The 20,506-nt window shown below is 68.5% G+C and carries 15 protein-coding genes; 6 read left to right on the forward strand and 9 right to left on the reverse strand.

The features are described 5' to 3' along the window. Both folE and ftsH read right to left on the reverse strand, forming a co-directional pair. On the reverse strand, nt 1–617 hold a 617-nt coding region (gene folE / locus NA10_RS28565), incomplete at its 3' end, for a GTP cyclohydrolase I FolE (RefSeq protein WP_067573456.1). A 204-nt stretch (nt 618–821) separates the two neighbouring features. Further along, complete coding sequence (gene ftsH, locus NA10_RS28570; protein ID WP_067573459.1) at nt 822–3,212, reverse strand: ATP-dependent zinc metalloprotease FtsH; 2,391 nt, start codon at nt 3,210–3,212, stop codon at nt 822–824. Nucleotides 3,213–3,517: 305 nt separating this feature from the next. On the opposite strand from ftsH, the gene NA10_RS28575 reads away from it, so the two are divergent. After that, nucleotides 3,518–4,447: a hypothetical protein gene (locus NA10_RS28575; RefSeq protein ID WP_067573461.1), complete on the forward strand. Its 930-nt coding sequence runs from the start codon at nt 3,518–3,520 to the stop codon at nt 4,445–4,447. 91 nt (nt 4,448–4,538) lie between these two features. Here NA10_RS28575 and NA10_RS28580 read toward each other — a convergent pair whose 3' ends face one another. Then, nucleotides 4,539–5,384 (reverse strand): DUF1266 domain-containing protein, encoded by an 846-nt coding sequence (locus NA10_RS28580; RefSeq protein WP_067573463.1) that lies wholly within the window; start codon nt 5,382–5,384, stop codon nt 4,539–4,541. Between the two features lie 126 nt (nt 5,385–5,510). Between NA10_RS28580 and NA10_RS28585 the strand changes: the two genes are divergently transcribed. Next, nucleotides 5,511–5,786 carry a DUF2277 domain-containing protein gene (locus NA10_RS28585; protein WP_067573465.1) on the forward strand — a complete coding sequence of 92 codons (276 nt, stop codon included), beginning with the start codon at nt 5,511–5,513 and terminating at the stop codon, nt 5,784–5,786. Here NA10_RS28585 and NA10_RS28590 read toward each other — a convergent pair. Beyond that, nucleotides 5,783–7,036 (reverse strand): PucR family transcriptional regulator, encoded by a 1,254-nt coding sequence (locus NA10_RS28590; protein WP_067573467.1) that lies wholly within the window; start codon nt 7,034–7,036, stop codon nt 5,783–5,785. The genes NA10_RS28585 and NA10_RS28590 overlap by 4 nt on opposite strands. A gap of 168 nt (nt 7,037–7,204) precedes the next feature. Here NA10_RS28590 and NA10_RS28595 point away from each other — a divergent pair, with 168 nt between their 5' ends. Both NA10_RS28595 and NA10_RS28600 read left to right on the forward strand, forming a co-directional pair. Continuing rightward, nucleotides 7,205–8,869, forward strand: a complete 1,665-nt coding sequence (locus NA10_RS28595) for an aldehyde dehydrogenase family protein (protein ID WP_084515366.1) — start codon at nt 7,205–7,207, stop codon at nt 8,867–8,869. Beyond that, nucleotides 8,869–9,705, forward strand: a complete 837-nt coding sequence (locus NA10_RS28600) for an SDR family oxidoreductase (RefSeq protein WP_067573469.1) — start codon at nt 8,869–8,871, stop codon at nt 9,703–9,705. Before NA10_RS28595 ends, NA10_RS28600 begins: the two co-directional genes overlap by 1 nt. A 49-nt stretch (nt 9,706–9,754) precedes the next feature. Here NA10_RS28600 and NA10_RS28605 read toward each other — a convergent pair whose 3' ends face one another. Further along, on the reverse strand, nt 9,755–11,011 hold the full coding sequence (locus NA10_RS28605; protein WP_067573471.1) for a TerD family protein: 1,257 nt from the start codon (nt 11,009–11,011) through the stop codon (nt 9,755–9,757). Nucleotides 11,012–11,062: 51 nt separating this feature from the next. Between NA10_RS28605 and NA10_RS28610 the strand changes: the two genes are divergently transcribed. Next, entirely contained in the window at nt 11,063–11,932 is an 870-nt protein-coding gene (locus NA10_RS28610; protein ID WP_067573473.1) for a PfkB family carbohydrate kinase, read from the forward strand. Here the strand turns inward: NA10_RS28610 and NA10_RS28615 are convergent. The 3 genes from NA10_RS28615 to NA10_RS28625 form a co-directional block, all read right to left on the reverse strand. Then, nucleotides 11,929–12,606, reverse strand: coding sequence for a nucleoside/nucleotide kinase family protein (locus NA10_RS28615; RefSeq protein WP_218021604.1), 678 nt, complete (start codon nt 12,604–12,606; stop codon nt 11,929–11,931). The two genes, NA10_RS28610 and NA10_RS28615, sit on opposite strands and share 4 nt — an antisense overlap. 66 nt (nt 12,607–12,672) lie before the next feature. After that, complete coding sequence (locus tag NA10_RS28620; protein ID WP_067573476.1) at nt 12,673–14,898, reverse strand: serine/threonine protein kinase; 2,226 nt, start codon at nt 14,896–14,898, stop codon at nt 12,673–12,675. Next, a complete protein-coding gene (locus NA10_RS28625; RefSeq protein WP_444980065.1) occupies nt 14,895–16,979 on the reverse strand; it encodes a serine/threonine-protein kinase in 2,085 nt (694 codons plus the stop codon). Before NA10_RS28625 ends, NA10_RS28620 begins: the two co-directional genes overlap by 4 nt. A gap of 851 nt (nt 16,980–17,830) precedes the next feature. Between NA10_RS28625 and NA10_RS28630 the strand changes: the two genes are divergently transcribed. Continuing rightward, nucleotides 17,831–19,210 carry an amidase gene (locus NA10_RS28630; RefSeq protein WP_373862441.1) on the forward strand — a complete coding sequence of 460 codons (1,380 nt, stop codon included), beginning with the start codon at nt 17,831–17,833 and terminating at the stop codon, nt 19,208–19,210. Between the two features lie 100 nt (nt 19,211–19,310). Here NA10_RS28630 and NA10_RS28635 read toward each other — a convergent pair whose 3' ends face one another. After that, nucleotides 19,311–20,198: a LysR family transcriptional regulator gene (locus NA10_RS28635; RefSeq protein ID WP_067573478.1), complete on the reverse strand. Its 888-nt coding sequence runs from the start codon at nt 20,196–20,198 to the stop codon at nt 19,311–19,313. Nucleotides 20,199–20,506 lie beyond the last annotated feature (308 nt).

The raw sequence follows: 20,506 nt of genomic DNA on the forward strand, positions 1-20,506 counted from the left end.
TTCCGCAGGATGAGGTCCAGGGCCTCGGAGCGCGAGGCGGCGTTGGTCTGCAAGAGGCCGCGCACGGCCGAGGTGGTGGTGCTGGCGCCGGGCTTGCGAATCCCGCGCATGGCCATGCACAGGTGTTCGGCCTCGACCACCACGATCGCGCCGCGCGGATCCAGCTTGCTCATCAGCGCGTCGGCGATCTGACTGGTGAGGCGCTCCTGCACCTGCGGGCGCTTGGCATAGAGGTCCACCAGCCGCGCCAGTTTCGACAGGCCGGTCACCCGGCCGTGCGGGCCCGGAATGTAGCCCACGTGCGCGATGCCGTGGAATGCCACCAGATGGTGTTCACAGGTGGAGTACATCGGGATGTCGCGGACCAGCACCAGTTCCTGATGCCCCTCGTCGAAGGTGGTGTTGAGCACCTGCTCCGGCTCGGTGTACAGCCCGGCGAACATTTCCCGGTACGCCCGGGCGACGCGCGCCGGGGTATCGGCGAGACCGGGACGGTCCGGATCCTCACCGACCGCGAGCAACAATTCGCGAACGGCCGCCTCGGCTCGCTCCTGATCGAACGGCCGTCCGGTGCCGAGCGCGATCGGGCCGGAGACGACACGGTTGTTGGCCGACAATCGACACCTCCTGTGTTGATATGCCGCACCCGCGAGGGACGGCAGGTCCGCGGCCGCCGGCTGAACCGGCCCGTGTCCGCCCTCGGGTCGAACCCGGCCCGAGCGGAGTCGCGAACTGTGTGCTGGCGCGCCGTCTACAACGGCGCTCGCCCGCGGCCCCGCCGGAGCGGGACCACGAACCTGATGAGCGTATCCGGGTCCCGGTCAGCGACGACCGTTCGGTCCGTCCCAACCGTTGTTGTCATCGCCCTCATTCCCGGCGGGCTGGTTGCCCGGGGACTGCGGAGCCTGATAGTCCGGCTGCGGGTAGCCGGGCTGCGGATATCCCGGCTGGCCCTGACCCGGCTGGTAGCGCTGTCCCCCCGCGGGCGCCCAGCCCCCGTAGGCCTGACGCGGCTGCTGCGGCTGCTGCTCGTCCTCCTGCGGCGGCCAGCCCGGTGCGGACCAACCCGCCGGAGCGCCGTAATCCGGACGCGAACCGTGCGTACCGCCCTGCCGGGGGTAGCTACCGGTATTCGGCATCGGATAACCGGCCGGGGCGGGCGGTGCCGGGTAGCCGCCGTACTGCGGTTGTCCACCCTGGTAGGCCGGGTCCGCGGGAAAGCCGTTGGCGGGCTGTCCGACGGGGACCACCGGGCGCACCGGCTCCTGCGGCCACGGCTCGCCCCGCTCGGTGGCCAGTTCGCGCGGGGTCTTCACCGGTGGGCGATCGGACGGGGTGCGACCACCGAAATCATTGAAAGCCGTAATGCGCGGCCGCTTTTCGATGGTGGCGAGCACGACCTCGAGATCCTTGCGATGCAGGGTCTCGCGCTCGAGCAGGGCGGTCGCCAGGGCGTCCAGCTCATCGCGGTAGTCGTTGAGCACGGCCCACGCCTCGGTGTGCGCGGCCTCGATGAGGTTGCGCACCTCCTCGTCGATCTCGCGGGCGACCTCGTGCGAATAATCCGAGGCGGTGCCCATCGAGCGACCCAGGAACGGGTCGCCCTGCTCCTGGCCGTAGCGGACCGCGCCCAGGCGGGCGCTCATACCGTATTCGGTGACCATGGCACGGGCGATCTTGGTGGCCTGATCGATATCCGAGGAGGCGCCGGTGGTCGGCTCGTGGAACACCAGTTCCTCGGCCGCGCGGCCGCCCATGGCCATCACCAGGCGGGCGATCATCTCCGAGCGGGTCATCAGGCCCTTGTCGTCCTCGGGCACGGTCATGGCGTGACCGCCGGTGCGGCCGCGGGCCAGGATGGTGACCTTGTAGACCGGCTCGATATCGGGCATCGCCCAGGCGGCCAGGGTGTGCCCGGCCTCGTGGTAGGCGGTGATCTTCTTCTCGTGCTCGCTGATGATGCGGGATTTGCGACGCGGGCCGCCGATCACGCGATCGACCGATTCCTCCAGGGACGCACCGGTGATCACATTGCCGTGTTCGCGCGCGGTGAGCAGGGCGGCCTCGTTGATGACATTGGCCAGGTCCGCACCGGACATGCCGACGGTGCGCTTGGCCAGACCCTCGAGGTCGGCATCGGTGGCGATCGGCTTGCCCTGCGAATGCACGCGCAGGATCTCGCGCCGGCCCGCCAGGTCCGGATTGCTCACCGGGATCTGCCGGTCGAAACGGCCCGGGCGCAGCAGCGCCGGATCCAGGATGTCCGGGCGGTTGGTGGCCGCGATGATGATGACTCCGGTGCGCTCACCGAAGCCGTCCATCTCCACCAGCAACTGGTTCAGCGTCTGCTCACGCTCGTCGTGGCCACCGCCGAGGCCCGCGCCGCGCTGGCGGCCGACCGCGTCGATCTCGTCGACGAAGATAATGCAGGGGCTGTTCTGCTTGGCCTGATCGAACAGGTCACGCACGCGCGAGGCGCCGACGCCGACGAACATCTCGACGAAGTCCGAACCGGAGATGGTGAAGAACGGAACGCCCGCCTCGCCCGCGACCGCGCGAGCCAGCAGCGTCTTACCGGTACCGGGCGGGCCGTACAGCAGTACGCCCTTGGGAATCTTCGCGCCCAGGGCCTGATAGCGGGCCGGGTTCTGCAGGAAGTCCTTGATCTCGTACAGCTCTTCGACGGCCTCGTCCGCGCCCGCCACATCGGCGAAGGTGGTCTTGGGCATATCCTTCGACAGCTGTTTGGCCTTGGACTTGCCGAAGCCCATCATGCCGCCGCGGCCGCCGCCCTGCATGCGCGACATCACGAAGATGAACAGGCCCAGCAGAATCACCATGGGCAGCATGAAGAGCAGGATCTGGCTCAGCCAGGAATCCTGTTTCACCGAGGTGTTGACCTTCGCGCCGGAATTCTGCGCGGCCTGGAACACCTGCTGGGAGATCTCGCCGCCACCGGGGTATTTGGCGATGATCTTCTTCGAGCTGTCGGTCGCTTCATTGCCGTTCTTCAGCGTGATGCGCAGCTGCTGTTCTTTGTCGTCGATCTGAACGTTGTCGACATTGTCTTTGTTTTGCAGCTGGGAGAGCGCCACCGACGTGTCGACCTTCTGCCAGCCGCGCGTGTCATCACTGAAGATGCTGACCAGATAGATCACGAGCAGAAAGCCCGCGACTATGGCCAGGTTGCGGAACACAGTCTTGCGGTTCATAGAGCGTCGGCCGGCGGCCAGTCCTTTCCGGGGGGTGTATCCGGTTTGCCTGCGATGCTTTGTGGCGCGCCCGTTCCGGCGAACGGATGCGGACATGCCACGTTACCCCGTAGGGTCGAGTCGTTACATCGCGCAGTTCGGCAGCTAATGCGGTTCAACAGCTGAACGACTGAAGAACGCGGGTGGTTCCCCGATCATCTGCGGCAACACGTCGGGATGATCTACCCGTTGGTGTCGGACCGAGTGGTCACAATGATGGCATGGTCGTCCCGTCGTAAGCGACGACACAACAGAGCGCAGGGGGTATGGACATAGTCGAGCTACGGACACCCACAGCGATTGTGCGGCACGGCAACGGGCGACTGACGGTGCTGCGGCCGGGAACGGACGGCGAGCGCGTGCTCGACGTACCGGTCGCCGAACTCCTCAAGGTGCGGTTGAACCGGCGCGCGGATGACGCCGTTGTGATCGAGATCTACCTGCGCTATCCCACCCCCGTGCTCACCGGCGTGCCCGCCGACCGCACGCCCTTGCCGGTGCTCATCGCCGAACACGATGTGCCCGCCGCCACCGTCATCGTGGAGCGGATCAACAATCAGATCCTGGGCACCCAGCGCCTGGATGTGGCCGCGCCCGACCTCACCCCGCCCGCCCCGTCCTGGGGTCGCTCCGGGCCGACCCGCGCCGATGTGGATCGCGCGGTGCGCCGGATGGCCCCCAAGCGTGATGCCAAGCCCGCCATCGCGGCGCTGCACCGCTATGTCACCGCCGACGAGTACGTGCTCGAATCCGCGCTCGTCAACGCGCAGCCGCCCGCCGCGAAAGGGGCCGGACTGCTCGCGATCAGCACCAAACGGCTGATCTTCGTCTCGCTCGGCACGAGTAAGCGTTTCGCGCATGAGCTACCCATCGCCGCGCTGCTGTGGGCGCGCGCCACCGACGATTCCGCGGACTCCGGCGGCGCGCCGGGTGAATACGGGGTCGAGGTGAACGACGGGAATCTGTCCTGGCATTTCACCGGGACCGATCGCGCCGATACCGAGAGGGTCACCGGCGCATTGAATTTCGCGATTCAACGGGAATCCGCCGACGGTGCGGCCGGTCCCGCCGATCCGGGCGTGCACAAGCTCTACTCGGAATGGGAATTGCTGGTGGAACGGCATTCCCTGGCCATGGTGGACGACGCCCAATTCCAGCGTTACGGCCGCGGCATTCTGCGCTCACTGCCCGATTGACGGGCACACGCGAGAATCTCCGGGGCTGAGGCCCCAAACCCCCTGCGCGGCAGGGGTTTCTGACCCGCCGCAGGGCGGGTCAGAGTTGTTTCTACTCCTCCGGCGCTTCGGGCTGCTCCTCCGGCTGAAGTTCGATGCGCCGCCACGGACTGGTCGGGCGCATCCACAGGCGTAGCAGTTCCATGCGCCGATCCACTCCGCCGGACTTGAGTTCGGCGAGATCCTCACACGCCTGCCAGTAGGTCCAGCCCGCCAGGTAGGCATCGCCGAATTGCCGCCAATTGCGGTATTTGCGCTGGGCCAGCGGCAGTGCGCGCATGAGATAGCCCCAGGCGACGTCGGCCTCCAGATACCCGGCGGTATAGGCCATCCGGCTGACCGCGACCACGCGCGCCAGATCCCACGCCTGGATATCGGTGGGCAACGGGCGCACCAGATGTTCGGTGAGGCCGAGTTTGATGGCCTGGGACCAGATGTCGTAGTCGCGCACCAGGGCTTCGGGATTCTCCATACCGCGGAACGAGCCGACCTGACGCAGGAAGGCGCGATGCCGGTCGGCGCGTTCGCCGAAGCGGTCGCGTTCGGGTGAGTTGATCCCCGCCATGACGAGCGGATGCACCAGCGCGTAGAGCGGTGAGTGCATGCCCTCGAGCAGTTGCTCCATGGATGCCATGGCCTCGGTGCCGTCGGTGATCCCCCAGGCTCCGGTCAAGGTGTCGATGGCGAGTTCGCGGCGATCGCCGAGTGGATGCTCGCGCTCGGGTCCGAGCAGCAGGGCATCGTGGAAGGCATCCCACCGGGCGGAGTAGAAACCCCCCAGCGACAGGGCGCGGAGTTCGTCGTCGGCGACCTGTGCGCCGGACCAGTGGTCGTCCTCGCGCTGGTCGAGCTCCGGGTAGGGGAAGGTCGTCAACGTGGGCACGTCGCGGGCTGGCATACCTCGATTCTGTCTCATCGCAGTTTCATTTGCTCCCGCTTCGCTCCGGCGGGTTCGCCCCGGCTCCGAACGGGCCCGGTTTTCTTCACCTGTCACGGAGGTGGATACGGCACTACTCTCTCGGGCATGTGTAGAAATATCACCATCCTGCGCGGGCTGGAGCCCCCCGCGACGGATCAGGAAATCTACGCGGCCGCGCAGCAATTCGTACGCAAGGTCAGCGGCGTCTCGGGTTTGACCACGGCCACGAAACCGGCGGTGGACAAGGCGGTGGAGGCCATCGCGGCCGCCACCACACAACTGCTCGCGGAGCTGCCCGATCGCCAGGTGCCGCCGCCGACCGAACCGCCGTTGCGGCGGATCGCCGCGCGTGAGGCGGCGGTCGACGAGGGCGCGAGCTAGGCGCGCACCCCGTATACGGCCGCGCAATCCAGTGCCAGTTCCAGGCGCGGGCCGGGCCGGTCGATGGAGTGCCCGAGTAGTTCCTCTATGCGCTGAATGCGATAGCGCACGGTGTTCTTGTGTACGCCAAGGCTTTTCGCCGCCGCGTCCGGACTGCGGCGGGCGCGCAGATAGGCATGCAGGGTTTCCCGCAGGCGTGTGGAGTGCGCGCCGGACGCCGCGAGCGCGCCCAATTCCCGATCGATGAGCGCCCGCATCGCGATCTCGTCGGCTCCGGCCAAATAGGCCACCTCGACTTCGCGATAGTGCACGACGGCTCCGAGGGCGGGCCGCGCGCGTTCGGCGACCTGCCGGGCGGCGAGGGCCTCGCGGTGTCCGCCGCGGAATCCGGCGACCTGGGCCGCGGGTATTCCGGCGGCCACCCGCACGGTCTCCTCGACCGGCCACAGGGCCCGCGCGGGATCCGGGAGTTCATCGTCCAGGCCGATCCACGCCCACAGCGCCGCCGCCCCGGCGGGGACGGTCAGCACACTGCCGTTGCCCAGGGCGTTCGCACAGCGGGCGGCGATGCGGTCGAGCAGTCCGGTGCTGTCGTCGGCGCCCCCGGTGGGGGCGGGAGCGCGGTCCTCATCGGTCCAGAGCACGAGGGCGAGGTGGCGCTGCGCGAGCCGGTAGCCGAGTCGGGCGGAGGCCTGTTCGGGATCGAGGTCGCCGCCGTCGAGCAGCGTGCGCACGATTTCGGCGCGCTGGTTGATGGCCGCGCGCAGGCCGCTCTCGCGTTCCTGCATATAGGTGTCGGTGAGCGCTTCCACCGAGGTGCTGATCCAGCGTGTGGAGCGGTCGAAAAGCCTTAGCAGCACCGATCTTTCGATATCGCGGGGCAGCTGTCCCTGACCGACGATCTCGGTCATGTAGTCGAGCAGCGCCTCCTGGCCGACGTGGTAGACGCGCAGCAGCAGCCGGATATCGTGGCCGCGGCGGGCGATGGTGCGGGCGAAGGCGTGCGCCTGTTCGGGGACCGGATAGTCGAAGCGGTCCTGGGTGAGGCCGCTGAGCACCTCGAAGGCGTGCGCGCGGGTGCTGGCGCGGAGATCGCGGCGCATATCCCGGTCGCGGAGTTCGGGGATGCGGGCGATGACGGCGCTGTCGAGGCGGGTGAGGATCTGCTCCAGGGTTTCCGGGCGCAGGTTCTCGGCGACGAAATCGGCGATCCATTGCCGGGTGACCGGATCGGTCTCGATAATGGGCATGGGCGGACCTCCAGATTTGGTTCCAAAGTACAAAACCATTCGGAATCCTTGAGCCTATGTGCCAAGAATGTCCCGGCTAAATTGTGTCACGATCATAGTTCAGTGAGCTGTGGCACACAGCTCTGAGCCGAACCGGTTCGCAATGCAGCGCACGTGGGAGAGCACATCGTGACCAATACCGAACCCGCCGCGGGTCCCGCCCGCAAAACCGCACCTCGTAAGGCCGCCGCCAATGGCACGGCCAAGAAGGCGGCGCCGAAACCCGCGGTCGAGCCGGAACCGGTTGCCGCACAGCCGGAACCGACCGAGATCGAGGTGCGCAATCCCGCCACCGGTGAGCTCGCGGGCACGGTGCCGATCGATTCGGCCGCGACGGTGGCGGGCAAGGTCGCCGAATTGCGCCTGCATCAGCCCGAGTGGGAGGCCATCGGCCCGGACGGTCGTAAGGAATGGCTGCTCAAACTCCAGGACTGGCTGGTCGACAATACCGATGAGCTCGCCGACATTTTGCAGTCCGAGACCGGTAAAGCGCGGATCGACGCGCTCATCGATCCGGCCTTCTCCATCGACCTGACCGGGTATTACGCGCGCCGGGCCGGGAAATTCCTGGCCGATGAGCATCCGTCACCGCACAGCCCGCTGGCGCGGGTGAAGTCGCTGACCCGGGTGTTCCGGCCGTATCCGGTGGTCGGTGTCATCACGCCGTGGAACTTCCCGCTGGCTATGCCGGTCATCGATGTGATTCCGGCGCTGGCCGCGGGCGCGGCGGTCATCCTGAAACCCTCCGAGGTGACACCGCTTTCGGCGGTCGCGCTGGTGCGCGGCTGGCGGGAGATCGGCGCGCCGCCGGTGCTGGATATCGTCACCGGCGCGGGTGCGACGGGTGCGGCCGTGGTCGGCCATGTCGACTATGTGCAGTTCACCGGCTCCACGCCGACCGGTCGCAAAATCGCCGCGGCCTGCACCGAGCGGATGATTCCATACAGCCTGGAGCTGGGCGGCAAGGATCCGGCCATTGTGCTCGCGGACGCCGATCTGGATCGCGCCGCGCACGGTATCGCCTTCGGCGGTCTGTTCAATGCCGGGCAGGTGTGCATCTCGGTCGAGCGCGTCTACGTCGAAGCGCCGGTCTACGACGAGTTCCTGCGGAAGCTGACCGCCGCCGTCAAGGAGGTCCGCCAGGGCGTCGACGGGCGGGAGCCCAAGTACGACATGGGCGCACTGGCCAACGAGGCGCAGGCGGGCATTGTGCAGCGCCATGTCGAGGATGCGGTCGCGGCGGGCGCGCGGCTGCTCACCGGCGGTAAGCGCACCGGTGTCGGCACGCTCTTCGAGCCGACCGTGCTGGCCGATGTCGACCACACCATGAGCTGTATGACCGAGGAGACCTTCGGCCCCACCATTCCGGTGATGAAGGTCGCCGATGAGGCGGAAGCCGTTCGGCTGGCCAATGATTCGATCTTCGGACTCTCCGCCTCGGTGTGGAGCGGTGACAAGGATCGCGCGGAACGCATTGCGCGCCAACTCAATGCGGGCGCGGTGAATATCAACGACGTCTTCTCCAATATGTTCAGCTTCGCGCTGCCGATGGGCGGCTGGGGTCTGTCCGGGGTGGGTGCGCGCTGGGGTGGGGCGAACGGCGTGCGCAAGTACTGCCGTCAGCAGGCCATCACCAAGCCGATTCTGCCGACGCAGACCAAAGAGCTGCTGTGGTTCCCGTATTCGCCGACCAAGCTGGCCTTCTCGCTGGCCGCCATGCGTGCCGCGGGTGCGCGCGGGCTGCGCCGGTTGAGCGTGCAGGCGGTCTTCGACACCGTGAAGGGGACCAAGTAATGACCGACTTCGGTTCCGTCGCGGGCAAAGTCGTGGTCATCACCGGCGGCGCGCGCGGTATCGGGCTGGCCACCGCGACCGCGCTGCAGGCGCTCGGCGCGAAGATCGCCATCGGCGATATCGACGAGGCCAGTTGTAAAGAGTCCGGCGCCGCACGAGGTTTCGAGCTGTACGGCAAACTCGATGTCACCGATCAGGAGTCGTTCACGGCCTTCCTCGATGAGGTGGAGCGGCGGCTCGGGCCGATCGATGTGCTCATCAACAATGCCGGGATCATGCCCACCGGGCGACTGGTGGATGAACCGGACGCGATCACCCGCCGGATCCTGGACATCAATGTGTACGGCGTGATCCTGGGCTCCAAACTGGCGGTGGCGCGGATGCTGCCGCGCGGTCGCGGGCATGTCATCAATATCGCGTCGCTGGCCGGTGAAACGCACATTCCCGGTCTGGCCACCTATAACGCGAGCAAGCACGCGGTGCTCGGGTTCACCGATACGCTGCGCGAGGAGTACCGGGGCACCGGGGTGCGGTTCTCCTCGGTGCTGCCGACGCTCACCAAAACCGAACTGGGGTCCGGGGTCACCGCGCCCAAACTGCTGCGCCCGGCCGAGCCGGAGGAGATCGCGGACGCCATCGCCCGGCTGATCGTGGAGCCGAAATCGAAGGTCCGGGTCACCGCGGTGGCGGGCATCATCGCGCAGGTGGTGGGTTTGCTGCCGGAGGCGGTCGGGGACGCCCTCGGGCGGGCACTGGGCGCGCAGAGCGCGTTCCTCGATGATGTGGACTCCGCCGCGCGCAAGGCGTACGAGTCCCGGGTGCGCGCGGGCGATTAGTGAAATGGGTTGTAGCCGAGAACAATTCGGCTACAACCCGATTCGCTGTTCAGTGCACGGCCGCCAATACGAAACGCTTTCCCGGATCGATCATCTTGGAAACCGTTGCGCCGTCGCCGTATTCGCCGAGCGCGGTCATATTCCAGCCGTGCGGCGCGCGCGTCAGCATGCACATGAACAGTCCGGTGCGGCGTTCACCGCGGGAGAGTTCGAAGCGCACCAACTCCGCGCCGGAGTGGTCGTCCACCAATCGGCAGAAGGCGCGGGCGATTTCGTCGAATTTCTGGCCGGAGTACGAATTCACCGTGAAGAGCAGGGCGTGGACGTCGGCGGGTAGTGCGGGGAGATCGACGGTGATCACCTCGTCATCGCCCTCGCCCGCACCGGTGAGATTGTCCCCGGAATGCTTGATCGCGCCCTTGAACGCGGAGAGTTTGACGAACCAGACCTTACCCAATTCCTTGGCCTGGCGGTTGTAGGCCACCACCGAGGCGTCGAGGTCGATATCCCTACCGCGCTTGGCCGGATCCCAGCCCAGCGCCATTTTCACCCGGGTGAGCGCGGGCGCGCCGGTTTTGGTGAGCGAGACGGTTTCGTTCTTGGACAGCGAGACCCGGCCCTTGTCCAGACTGACCGTCGCCTCACCGAATCGCGGCTGCGGCGGGGGCGTGTACGACGGTGGCGGGGGCGGAGGCGGTGCATAGGGCTGCGGCGGGGGCGGAGCCTGATAGGAATTCTGCTGCGGCGGTGGGTAATACGGCGTCGGCGGCGGGTAGTTCACCGGCGGCGGTGTGTACGCCGGTTGCGGTGCGGGCGCGTCGTCCACGGTGATACCGAAATCCGTGGCGATCCCGGCGAGTCCGTCGGCGTACCCCTGGCCGACCGCGCGCACCTTCCACACGCCCTGTCTGCGATAGATCTCCACGCCGATCACGGCCGTCTCGGTATTCAGATCGGTGGGTGTGAAGGTCGCGAGGGTGATGCGCCGATTCGGGTCGGCCACGGTGATGGTGAGTCGTCCGGCGCGCCCCCAGTTCGGCGGCCCGGAGCCGTCCAGGCTGGCCGTCACCACGATCTTGTCGATCTCGGCGGGCACCTGCCGGGTGGCGATGCGAATCCGGTTGGGCGGCTGCGCCGTGACGCCGGGGCCGACCGGCTGGTTGTAGAAGATGAAATCACTGTCGGATCTGACTTTTCCGGCGGCGGTGAGCAGTAGCGCCGCCACATCGACCGGCGTCGCCGCGCTGACCTCGACGACCACCTCGTCCGTGCCGATCGGCGCGTTCGCGCCCTTGACCAATTCCATTGCCTGCCTTACCTCCCCGTTTCCACCACGGTAGCGCCGTATCGTCGGCTGATGGACGACAACGGAGCGGTATTCATCGGACTGTCCACACTTGATCTGGCCTATGCCGTGGACCGTTATCCGGCCGAGGACAGCAAGACCCAGGCGGACGAGCTGTTCCTGGGCGCGGGCGGTCCGGCCGCCAATGCCGCGGTCACCTTCGCGCACCTGTCCGGCCGGGTGCCGAGGCTGGTCACGGCGCTGGGCAAACATCCACTGGCGGAGCTGATCCGCGCGGATCTGTCCGAGCACGGCGTCGGCATCACCGATCTCACGCCCGAGGGCGGACAGCAGCCGCCGGTCTCCTCCATTGTCGTGGCCACCGGTGCGGCCACGCGAACGATCGTGTCGCTGGACGGTTCTCGCGTGCACGCCCCCTTCGACAGCACCGCCGCCGAACATCTGGAGCGCGTCGCGGTGGTGCTGGTGGACGGGCATTACGCCGAACCCGCCCTGCGGATCGCGGCGGCGGCGCGGGCGCGGGGGATTCCGGTGGTGCTGGACGCGGGACGCTGGCGTCCCGTGCACGCCGAATTGCTGCCGCTGATCGATATCGCCATCTGTTCGGCGGCCTTCACCCCGCCGGGGGCGCCGCCGGGCTCCCCCGCCGCCGTCTTCGACTACCTGCACGCTATCGGTCCCGGTCGGGCGGCCGTCACCGACGGACCGCATCCCATCGTGTGGTCCATGCCGGGTGAGCGCGGCGAAATCGCAGTCCCCGCAACGCAAGCCGTCGATACGCTGGGTGCGGGCGATATCCTGCACGGCGCGTTCTGTCATTTCCACACGCGCGGCGAAGCCTTCCCGGCGGCACTGGCGCACGCGGCGGAGGTGGCATCGCGATCCTGTGTCTCGGTGGGCACCCGCGCCTGGATGCGCTAGACGATCCGGTAGGCGCGGCCGAATTTGCGCAGCACCAGATCGGCGCGCGGGCGGGTGCCCTCGACCAGCCGGGCATTGAGCAGATCACTCTGCGCCACTTTGGTTTTGGCGGCCTCGGGGGTGCGGCCGCCGCGAATGTGGCGGCGCACCAGCCGCTGTTCGATGACCGGGCGGGGCACGTCGAGATACCAGGTCTCATCGAGCAGCGGCCGTACCTCGGACCAGGCCCCGAAATCCTCGAGCAGCAGGTAGTTGCCCTCGGTGACGACGATGCGCTGGTCACCGAAGACGACTCCGCCGGGTACGGGGTCGTGGATCTCCCGGTCGTAGGTCGGCCAGGAGATCGACTGTCCGAGTGGGGCTTCGCGCAGACGGCGGAGCAGGTCCACGTACGCGCCGGCGTCGAAGGTATCGGGTGCGCCCTTGCGCCCCACCTCGCCCATGGCGAGCAGTTGCGCGGTGGTGAGGTGGAAGCCGTCCATGGGCGCGACCTCGGCGATCGGCCCGCCGGCGGCGAGATTGAGTTCATCGCGCACCCCGCGCGCGAGCGTGGATTTGCCCGCCCCGGGCGGTCCGGCGATACCCAGTACGAACCGACCGGCCTGCCCGTCCGCACTCCGCCGAATCCGCGCCGCCAACTCCGCCAGGGAGATCTCGACACTGCCGCGGTTCACGCGGCCAACCCTACGGAATCGACCCGAAAATCGTTGCCGCCTCGCCCGATGAAGTTCGCCCGCCGGCTACCTGCCCGACGGAATCGCCCGCACCAGCGCCCGCAGATCAGCCTCGAGCAGCCGGAAGAGCCAATAGCTGAGCACGAACGCCAGCACCCCGCCCACGCTCAGCCAGCGCACCGGCACGATCACCAACTCCAGATCCTCGCGCGAGACGAAGGTGGCCGTCGCGGCCCCCAGCAGCGGTACCGACGCCGCCGCCGCGAGATACACATTGCTGCGCCGGGCCAGCGCCTGTAACCCGCGCCGATCGGCCGGACCCACCGCACCGCGCACCAGCAGTTGCGGATACAGCACCCGCACCGAGAACACCGTGACCAGGAAGAACGGATACGCGAGAGCGATTGCGGCACAGACGATCTGGGCCGCGAAGAAATGCGCGAACACCTGCGGTGGCAGCCGGGCACCGGACCCGGCCAGCGCCAAGGGCCAGGCCACCCCCGCGATCATCCACATCAGGAAGGGGATCCACACCGCCCGCTCCCCCACCAGCAGGGTGTCCGCGCGGGCGCGGGCCAATTCGGCGGGCGTGTAGCGATGCCCGCGCGCGAGCCGGTACGACACGGTCAGCGGCCGCCGCGCCAGCCACAGCAGCAGCAGTGCCGCCAGCGGGAAGGCGATGGCATTGTTCACCAGCGCCACCGTGCCGAACCGCTGCTGATCGGCGGCGGTGAGCCGATCCACGATGAGACTCTGATTGAGCCGGATGTTGTAGACGCTCGCCAGGGCGTTCGGCACGCCCACGCACAGCGCCGCGATCGGCACCGGCCAGCCGCGCGCCCGGGCGCGCCGGCTCCGCGGCGGCGGATCGACCAGATCGCGGGCGCGCGCGTTGAGGCAGAGATCGAGTTGGCCCGCCAGTTCGGTGCCGTTCTGCCAGCGCCGCTCCGGATCGGGGTGCAGGCATTCGAGCAGGACCCGGCGCAGCGTGGCGGGTGTATCGGCGGGCAGTGCATGCAGCGCCGCGGTCGGCACACCCCGGCGACGCCGGGCCAGCATGGCGGTCACCACCTCGTGCCCCGGCGCCGCCGAGGCCTCGGGATCGTCGAATGGCGCCGCGCCGGTGAGCATCTCCCACAGCAGTACCCCGAGCGAGAAGATGTCGCTGCGGCTGTCGGGCATGGGCGCGGTCGGGTCCAGCCGGGCCGCAAGGGCTTCCGGCGAGCGCCAGCGCAGCTCCCCGGGCGCGTCGGACGCGGCCCCGTCCGCGCCCGGAATCCCGGCGTTCCAGTACAGCGCGCCCAGGGCGAAATCCGCCAGCTTGGGCACGCCCTCGGCGGTGAACAGCACATTCGCGGGCCGAATATCGTGGTGCAGCACCCCGTGCCGCTCCGCGTAGTCCAGCGCCACCGCCAGTCGGCGGCCCACCCAGGCCACCGTCTCCGGCCAGCTCAGCGCGGAGATCTCCTGTCGCACACTGGAATCCGCGGGGCGGATCTCCCCGCGCGCCTCCATGGCGGCATCGACCGCCCGCAGCAGCAGGGCACCGCCCGGCCTCGCCCCATTGCCGGAATCAACTGCGGCGCTTCGCGTTTCACGCAGCAGCCGCAGCACTCCGTCGGCATTGCCGCCGGGCAGGTACTGCATGTACAGCAGGCGCAGGGATGTGCCGTCGGAGCCGGCCTCGATGAGCCGCTGATCGAAGACCCGCACGATGTAGTGGTGGTCGAGCTGAGCGACGGTGGGGCTGTCGCTGTCCACGCCCGCCTCGACCCGCACCGCGACCAGGCGCTGCATGGAACGCTGGCGGGCCAGGAACATCCGGCTGTGGTTCGCCCCGCCCAGATCGGTGAGCAGATCGAAATCGTCCAGGCGGCGGCCGGTTTCGATCTCGGCGGGCAGGGTGGGCGGTGCGGTGGGCGCGGGGCCGTCGGCGAAGCGCTCGCGGATCTCGCCCGCCACCTCCGGATACTCGGCGCTGAAGGTGTCCACGTCCAGGGCGTGGTAGCGGCTGCGGACCAGGTACTCCTCGCAGACCAGATCGACGAACTCCGGACTGTGGACCACGGCCGGAAATTCGCTGCGGTACTCCGCGATTCGCTTCTCCATCCCCGCGCGCCGCCGGCGCTGCCGGGTGTCCACGCGCACCAGTGCGGTGAGCACGTCCAGGCGCAGATCTTCCCCGTCTGGGACGTAGTGATCGAGGTGCGGCGGTTCCCCGCGGTCGCCGCGCAGTGTGGCTTCCCAGTCGGCGGCGAAGCGCGAAACCCCCGGGACCGGATGCTCGCTCACGTTCCGGTACCCACCGGCTCCCCGGTGTCGCGCGCGGGCCTGCCGGGCGCGACCACCCGCTCCAGCGCGGACAGATCCGCTTCCAGCGCCCGGAACATGATGTACACGGCCACGAAGGCCACGATGCCGCCGACACTGAGCACCCGCACCGCGACGATGACGCGCGGAATGTCCTCGGGCGGCAGGAAGGTCACGCCCGCCACGGCCAGCAGCGGGATCGAGGCCGCCACCGCCAGATAGGTGGTGCAGCGATGCCCGAGCCGGTGCAGCCAGACCGCGTCCTCGGCGCTGATATCCCCGTGCCGCAGGAAGATCGGATAGATGCAGCGCACCAGATAGAACGTGACCAGAAAGAACGGGTACGCGACCGCGATGGCCCCGCAGACCACCAGGGACACCACGAAATGCACCATGCCGCGGGTGGGTATCTCGCCGGTGGCCAGTCGCAGCGCGATGGGGAAGGTGACGGCCGAGACCAGCCACAGCGTGAAGACGATCAGCGAAATGCGCTCCCCCGCGAGCAACACGTCCGCGCGCGCCTGTCTCAGGGTGTCCGCGTCGTAGTCCTTCCCCTTGCGCAGTCCGCGCGGCACCACGATCACCCGACGGCACCGGTAGGTGATGAGCGCCGCCCCGAGCGGGAAGAACAGCACGTTCACCGCCGCGGTGGTGAGGGTGAAACTGTGCATGGAGGCTTCGGACATGCGGCTGATGATCAGCGTGTCGTTGTGGATGATGTTGTACACCGAGGCCAGCACATTCGGTATGGCAATGGCCAGCACCACGATCGGTATCAGCCACGGCCGCAACCGCATTCGCCAACTGTGCGGCGGCGGATCGACCAGATCGCGGGCGCGGTGGTCCAGGCACATCTCCAGCTGCGCGGCGAGTTCGTTCCCGGTGCGCCAGCGATTGTCGCGATCGGGGGCCAGGCAGGTGAGCAGGACCCGGCGCAGTGCGGCCGGGCAGTCGTCGGGCACCCGGTCCAGGGCCACCCCTTCCACCCCGTCGCGCCGCCGGTCCAGCATGGCCTCCAGGGTGGTGCGATCCCCGTGGCCGCCGGGCCCGGCGGTGGAATCGTCGAATGGTTTTGCGCCGGTGAGCAATTCCCACAGCACCACACCGAGGGAGAAGATATCGGCGCGGGTGTCGAGTTCGGCGGCCGACCGCGCGCGGCCCGGATGGCACGCCTCGAGCTGTTCGGGCGACATATACGACAGGGAGCCGCCGAAGTAGGCGACCGGACTGGCATCGTCCAGATTGCGGCTGAAGCTGATATTGAAGTCGGCCAGTTTCGGCACGGCCTCGGCGGTGAGCAGGACATTGGCGGGCTTCACATCGCGGTGCAGCACTCCGTGCCCGTCCGCGTAGTCCAGCGCCTCGGCGAGTCGACGGCCAAGCCAGGCAACGGTTTCCGGCCAGCTGAGTCCGGCGAGCTCGGCACGCACACTGGAGTCGGTGGGCCGGATCTCACCCTTCTCCTCCATGGCGGCGTCCACCGCGTCGAGCAGCAGTTGCCCGCTGCGTTCGGCGGCCGGGGTGGCGCGCACCCAGCGCAGGACGCCGAGCAGCGTGCCGCCGGGCAGGAACTGCATGTAGAGCAGGCGCAGCCGCCGCCCGGTCTCGGTGCGGATACCGGAGATCAATCGCTGGTCGAATACGCGCACGATGTAGTCGTGGTCCAGCTGCGCCAGCGTCTGCGGTTCGGTGCCGTGATCGGCGGAGACCTTCACCGCGACCAGGCGTTGCAGGGACCGCTGCCGGGCCAGGAACACCCGCGCGAAGGCGCCGCTGCCGAGGCTGGTGAGCAGATCGAAATCGTCTATGCGCTGGCCGATTTCGAGCCGGTCGAGCAGTTCGCCGGTCTCGGGCGCGCTGAGCCCGCCGCCGGTGGCACGGGTGCCGTCGACCGCGAGCGCCGGGGGATCCTGCCGGGTGAGCTCCCCCGGATCGGGAATGCGGGTGGAGTCGCCGTCCACGAGAGCACCGGCCCGGGTGGAGTCGAGGCCGGGGGGACCGCCGGGATTCGTATCCTCGCCGAGATCGACTGCGGCATAGGTGGGTTGGTCCTGCGCGCGCACGTATGTGGAATCACCGGACGGACCGGCGGCCCGGGTGAATTCGACCAGGATGTCCGCCGCCCGGGTGAACTCCTGCGACGGCACCCGGGTCGAGTCCGGATCGGTCGCGGCCTCCGTCCAGGTGGCCTCCTCGAGCCCGGTCCGGGTGGAGTCGCCCAGCCCCGCGCGGCGGGTGCTCTGATCCTCGTCATCGGCATTGAGCAGCTCCCGCAGTTCGGCGGCCTGCTCGGGATATTCGCGCAGGCAATCGCGCGGATCCACCCGCTCACCGCTGTGCCGCCGAATCACGAATTCCTCGTACACCAGCCCGGCGGGCAGATCACCCGGGGAGAGTTCGGCGAATTCGGCGCAGTATTCGGCAAGCCGCTTACGCCGATGCGCCGACGGCGCGGTGACACCCGGTCGGCGCAGCCAGCGATGGCGCATATCGACCCGAATCAGCTCCAGCAGCGCGTCCCGCCGCAGCGTACTGGCGTCGGGCAGGAAATCCGCGATCAGCGGCGGGACGGAACCGCTGGTCCAGGCGGCGGTGAAGGCCGCGACCACGCTGAATTCCGTTCCGGCCGAGTGACGGCCGGAGCGATGCTCGGAGCTTGAAGCCATGTCCGCACGCTTTCGAAAAAATCCGCCACCCCGACCACCATCATCCCTGAGCAATAGCCGGAATGATAACTTGCGGCACAGGACCGGATCACCCGATTTCGAACTCGAGGCGACGGGGGAACACCAGTATGTACGAAGAGGGCGCCGCGCCAGCGGTCGAGACCGCGGCGAACGAGGTAGTGGTGAACACTGACGAATCAGCCGAAGCAGCCGACGAGAATCCGACTCCCGAACCGCACACCGACGATATCGATGCCGATAATCCCGAAATCCTCCCGCCACTGGATCTGACCACGGCCACCGGAATCGCCTCCGCCGTCCAGAACGGGTCCGTGACGGCCGAGCAGATGGTGGACGAAGCCCTCGCCCGCATTCGTGCCCAGGACCGAAAAGTCAACGCGTTCAGCGAGGTTCGCGTGGACGCCGCCCGCGCCGAGGCTCGCGCGCTGGCCGAGCGCCCGAACCTGGATGTGCTGCCGCTGGCCGGGGTGCCGGTCGCGGTGAAGAACAATATCGACGTCGCCGGCGAGGTCACCCGCGCCGGGTCGCTGGCCGGGCAGCAGCGGCCCGCGACCGCGGATCACCCGGTCGTGCGGCGACTACGCTCGGCCGGCGCGGTTGTCGTCGGCCTGACCACGGTTCCGGAGTTCGGACTCTGGGGCGTCACCGACACCCCCGACCGCATTACCCGCAGTCCCTGGAATTCCCGCTACAGCGCCGGTGGTTCGTCCGGCGGTTCGGGCGCGGCGGTGGGCTCGGGCATGGTGACCATCGCGCACGGCAATGACGGACTCGGCTCGGTGCGCATTCCCGCCGCCTGCTCGGGTGTGGTCGGCATGAAGCCCGGGCGTGGGCTGGTGCCCGCCGAGGTGGGGGTGGATTCCTGGGGCGGCATGACCGAAAACGGTGTGCTCGCAACAACTGTCGCCGATGCCGCACTGATGCTGTCGGTGCTCGCCGACCGGCCCGCGCTCGCCGACCTGGAATCGCCCAAGGCGCTGCGCATCGGCCTGGCCACCGCCGCGCCGAACCCGCTGACCCGGGTGGACAAGGCCTGGATCGCCGCCGCCGACAAGGCCGCGGCCGCCGCCTCGGCCGCCGGGCACACCCTCGGTGTCGCCGAATTGCCTTATCAGGGAGCGGCTTTCGCGCTCGGGCTGCGCTGGATGGCCAATGCCGCCCGCGAGGGGGCCGTGGTTCCGCATCCCGAACTGCTGCAACGCCGCACCCGCACCCATATCGCGCTCGGCCGGGCCGTTTTGAAGTCGGGTCTGCTGCGCGCCGCGCAGGTGGACCGCATCGAGGCACGGCTGCTGGACTACTTCGAGCGCTACGACGTGGCCATCACCCCGACGCTGGCCACTCCGCCGCCGCGCGCCCGGCGCTGGCATTCACGGCCGTGGCTGGCGAATGTGGTTGCGAGCGCGCGCTTCTCACCGTTCACGCCGCTGTGGAATCTGGTCGGCTGGCCCGCCATCTCGGTGCCGATGGGCATGCACCCCAAGACCGGCACCCCGGTCGCCGCACAACTGATCGGCCCGCCCGGCAGTGAAGCCACCCTGCTGAAGCTGGCCGCCCAACTCGAGACCGCCTGCCCGTGGGAGCGCACCGCACCCGGTAGGGACTGAACGCGAAGAAGGCAGTCCGGGATCAGCGGGACCACCTTCTTCGTCGGTTCACGCTCGACCGGCGGTAGTGCCTCCGACCCACTACCGCCGTGACTCCGAGCTACTGCGCGGCGACCGGTTCCCGGTCGGCGAAGCCGCCTTCGAGCACGCGGGCGGCGAACTCGAGGATGGTCGGCCGATCGTCATCGGCGCGCCACGCGACGGCCAGTTCGCACGGGGCCAAACCGGCGACGGGTCGCGCGGTCAGGCCGGGCCAGCGGTACATGGGCACATTGTTCTCGGCGAGCAGGCAGACGCCGAGTCCGAGCGAGACCGCCTCCAGGCGCTCCTCGGCGGTGGCCGCCTCGGCGCCGATCTTGGCCTGGCGACCGCCGCGGGCATCCGCGCCGAGCCAGAAGTCGCGGGCCGCACCGGCTTCGGCGGGCATGGCGATGAAGGGCTCATCGGCCAGGGCCGCGAATTCGATGGTCTCCTGCCCGGCGAGCGGGTGGTTCTCCGGCAGCAGCACCCAGCGCGGCTCCGTGCGCAGCACCTGCCATCGATACCGGCCGGTATCGGGTACGGGCAGCCACATGAGCGCCAGGTCCGCCTGGCGCCCGGCCAGGCCACTGGACGGGTCGGTCCAGGATGCGGAGTGCAGGGCGAGCCGGTGACCGCTGGCGCTCTCCAGATCGGTGATCAGGCCGCGGCCGATGGAGGATTGGATGCCGACGCGCAGCACCTCACCCGCCTCCTGCAGCGCGACATTGGTGACCTCCCAGAGCTCGAGGATGCGGCGCGCACCCTCCAGCAGTTCCTTGCCCGCGACAGTCAGGGCCACACTGCGCTGATTGCGGTCGAACAGGACCACGTCGAGCTGACGCTCCAGCTGCCGAATCTGCCGAGACAGCGTGGGCTGTGCGATGTGCAGCCGCTGGGCGGCGTTGGTGAAATGCAGTTCCTCAGCGACGGCGACGAAATACCGCAGGTCGCGCAAATGCGGGTCCATAGCCCCTTGCTATCAGAATCGGTCTTGAATATCCAGCCGTATCCGACCCGAAAGTTTGAAATCGAGGCAGAAAACAGCCGTCAGGTTTGTTAAAGACAGCATAGGACCAGCCCGAAACTTTCCGGTAACCGGCACCGCGAATTCCTGGCCATTCGCCCGAATGGGCACCCCCGAAATTCATGCGGTCATGTGACCAGCAGTAACACACACCACGCTACACACCCCCGCCGACCGGCGCGACTCGACGGCCGACGCTCAGCAAAGGGGGCTCGCAACCGGTTTCACCGACCCCGCGCCTTCAGCGTGAG

The organism is Nocardia acidivorans NBRC 108247, from assembly GCF_001625085.1.
GTDB classification, from domain to species: domain Bacteria; phylum Actinomycetota; class Actinomycetes; order Mycobacteriales; family Mycobacteriaceae; genus Nocardia; species Nocardia acidivorans.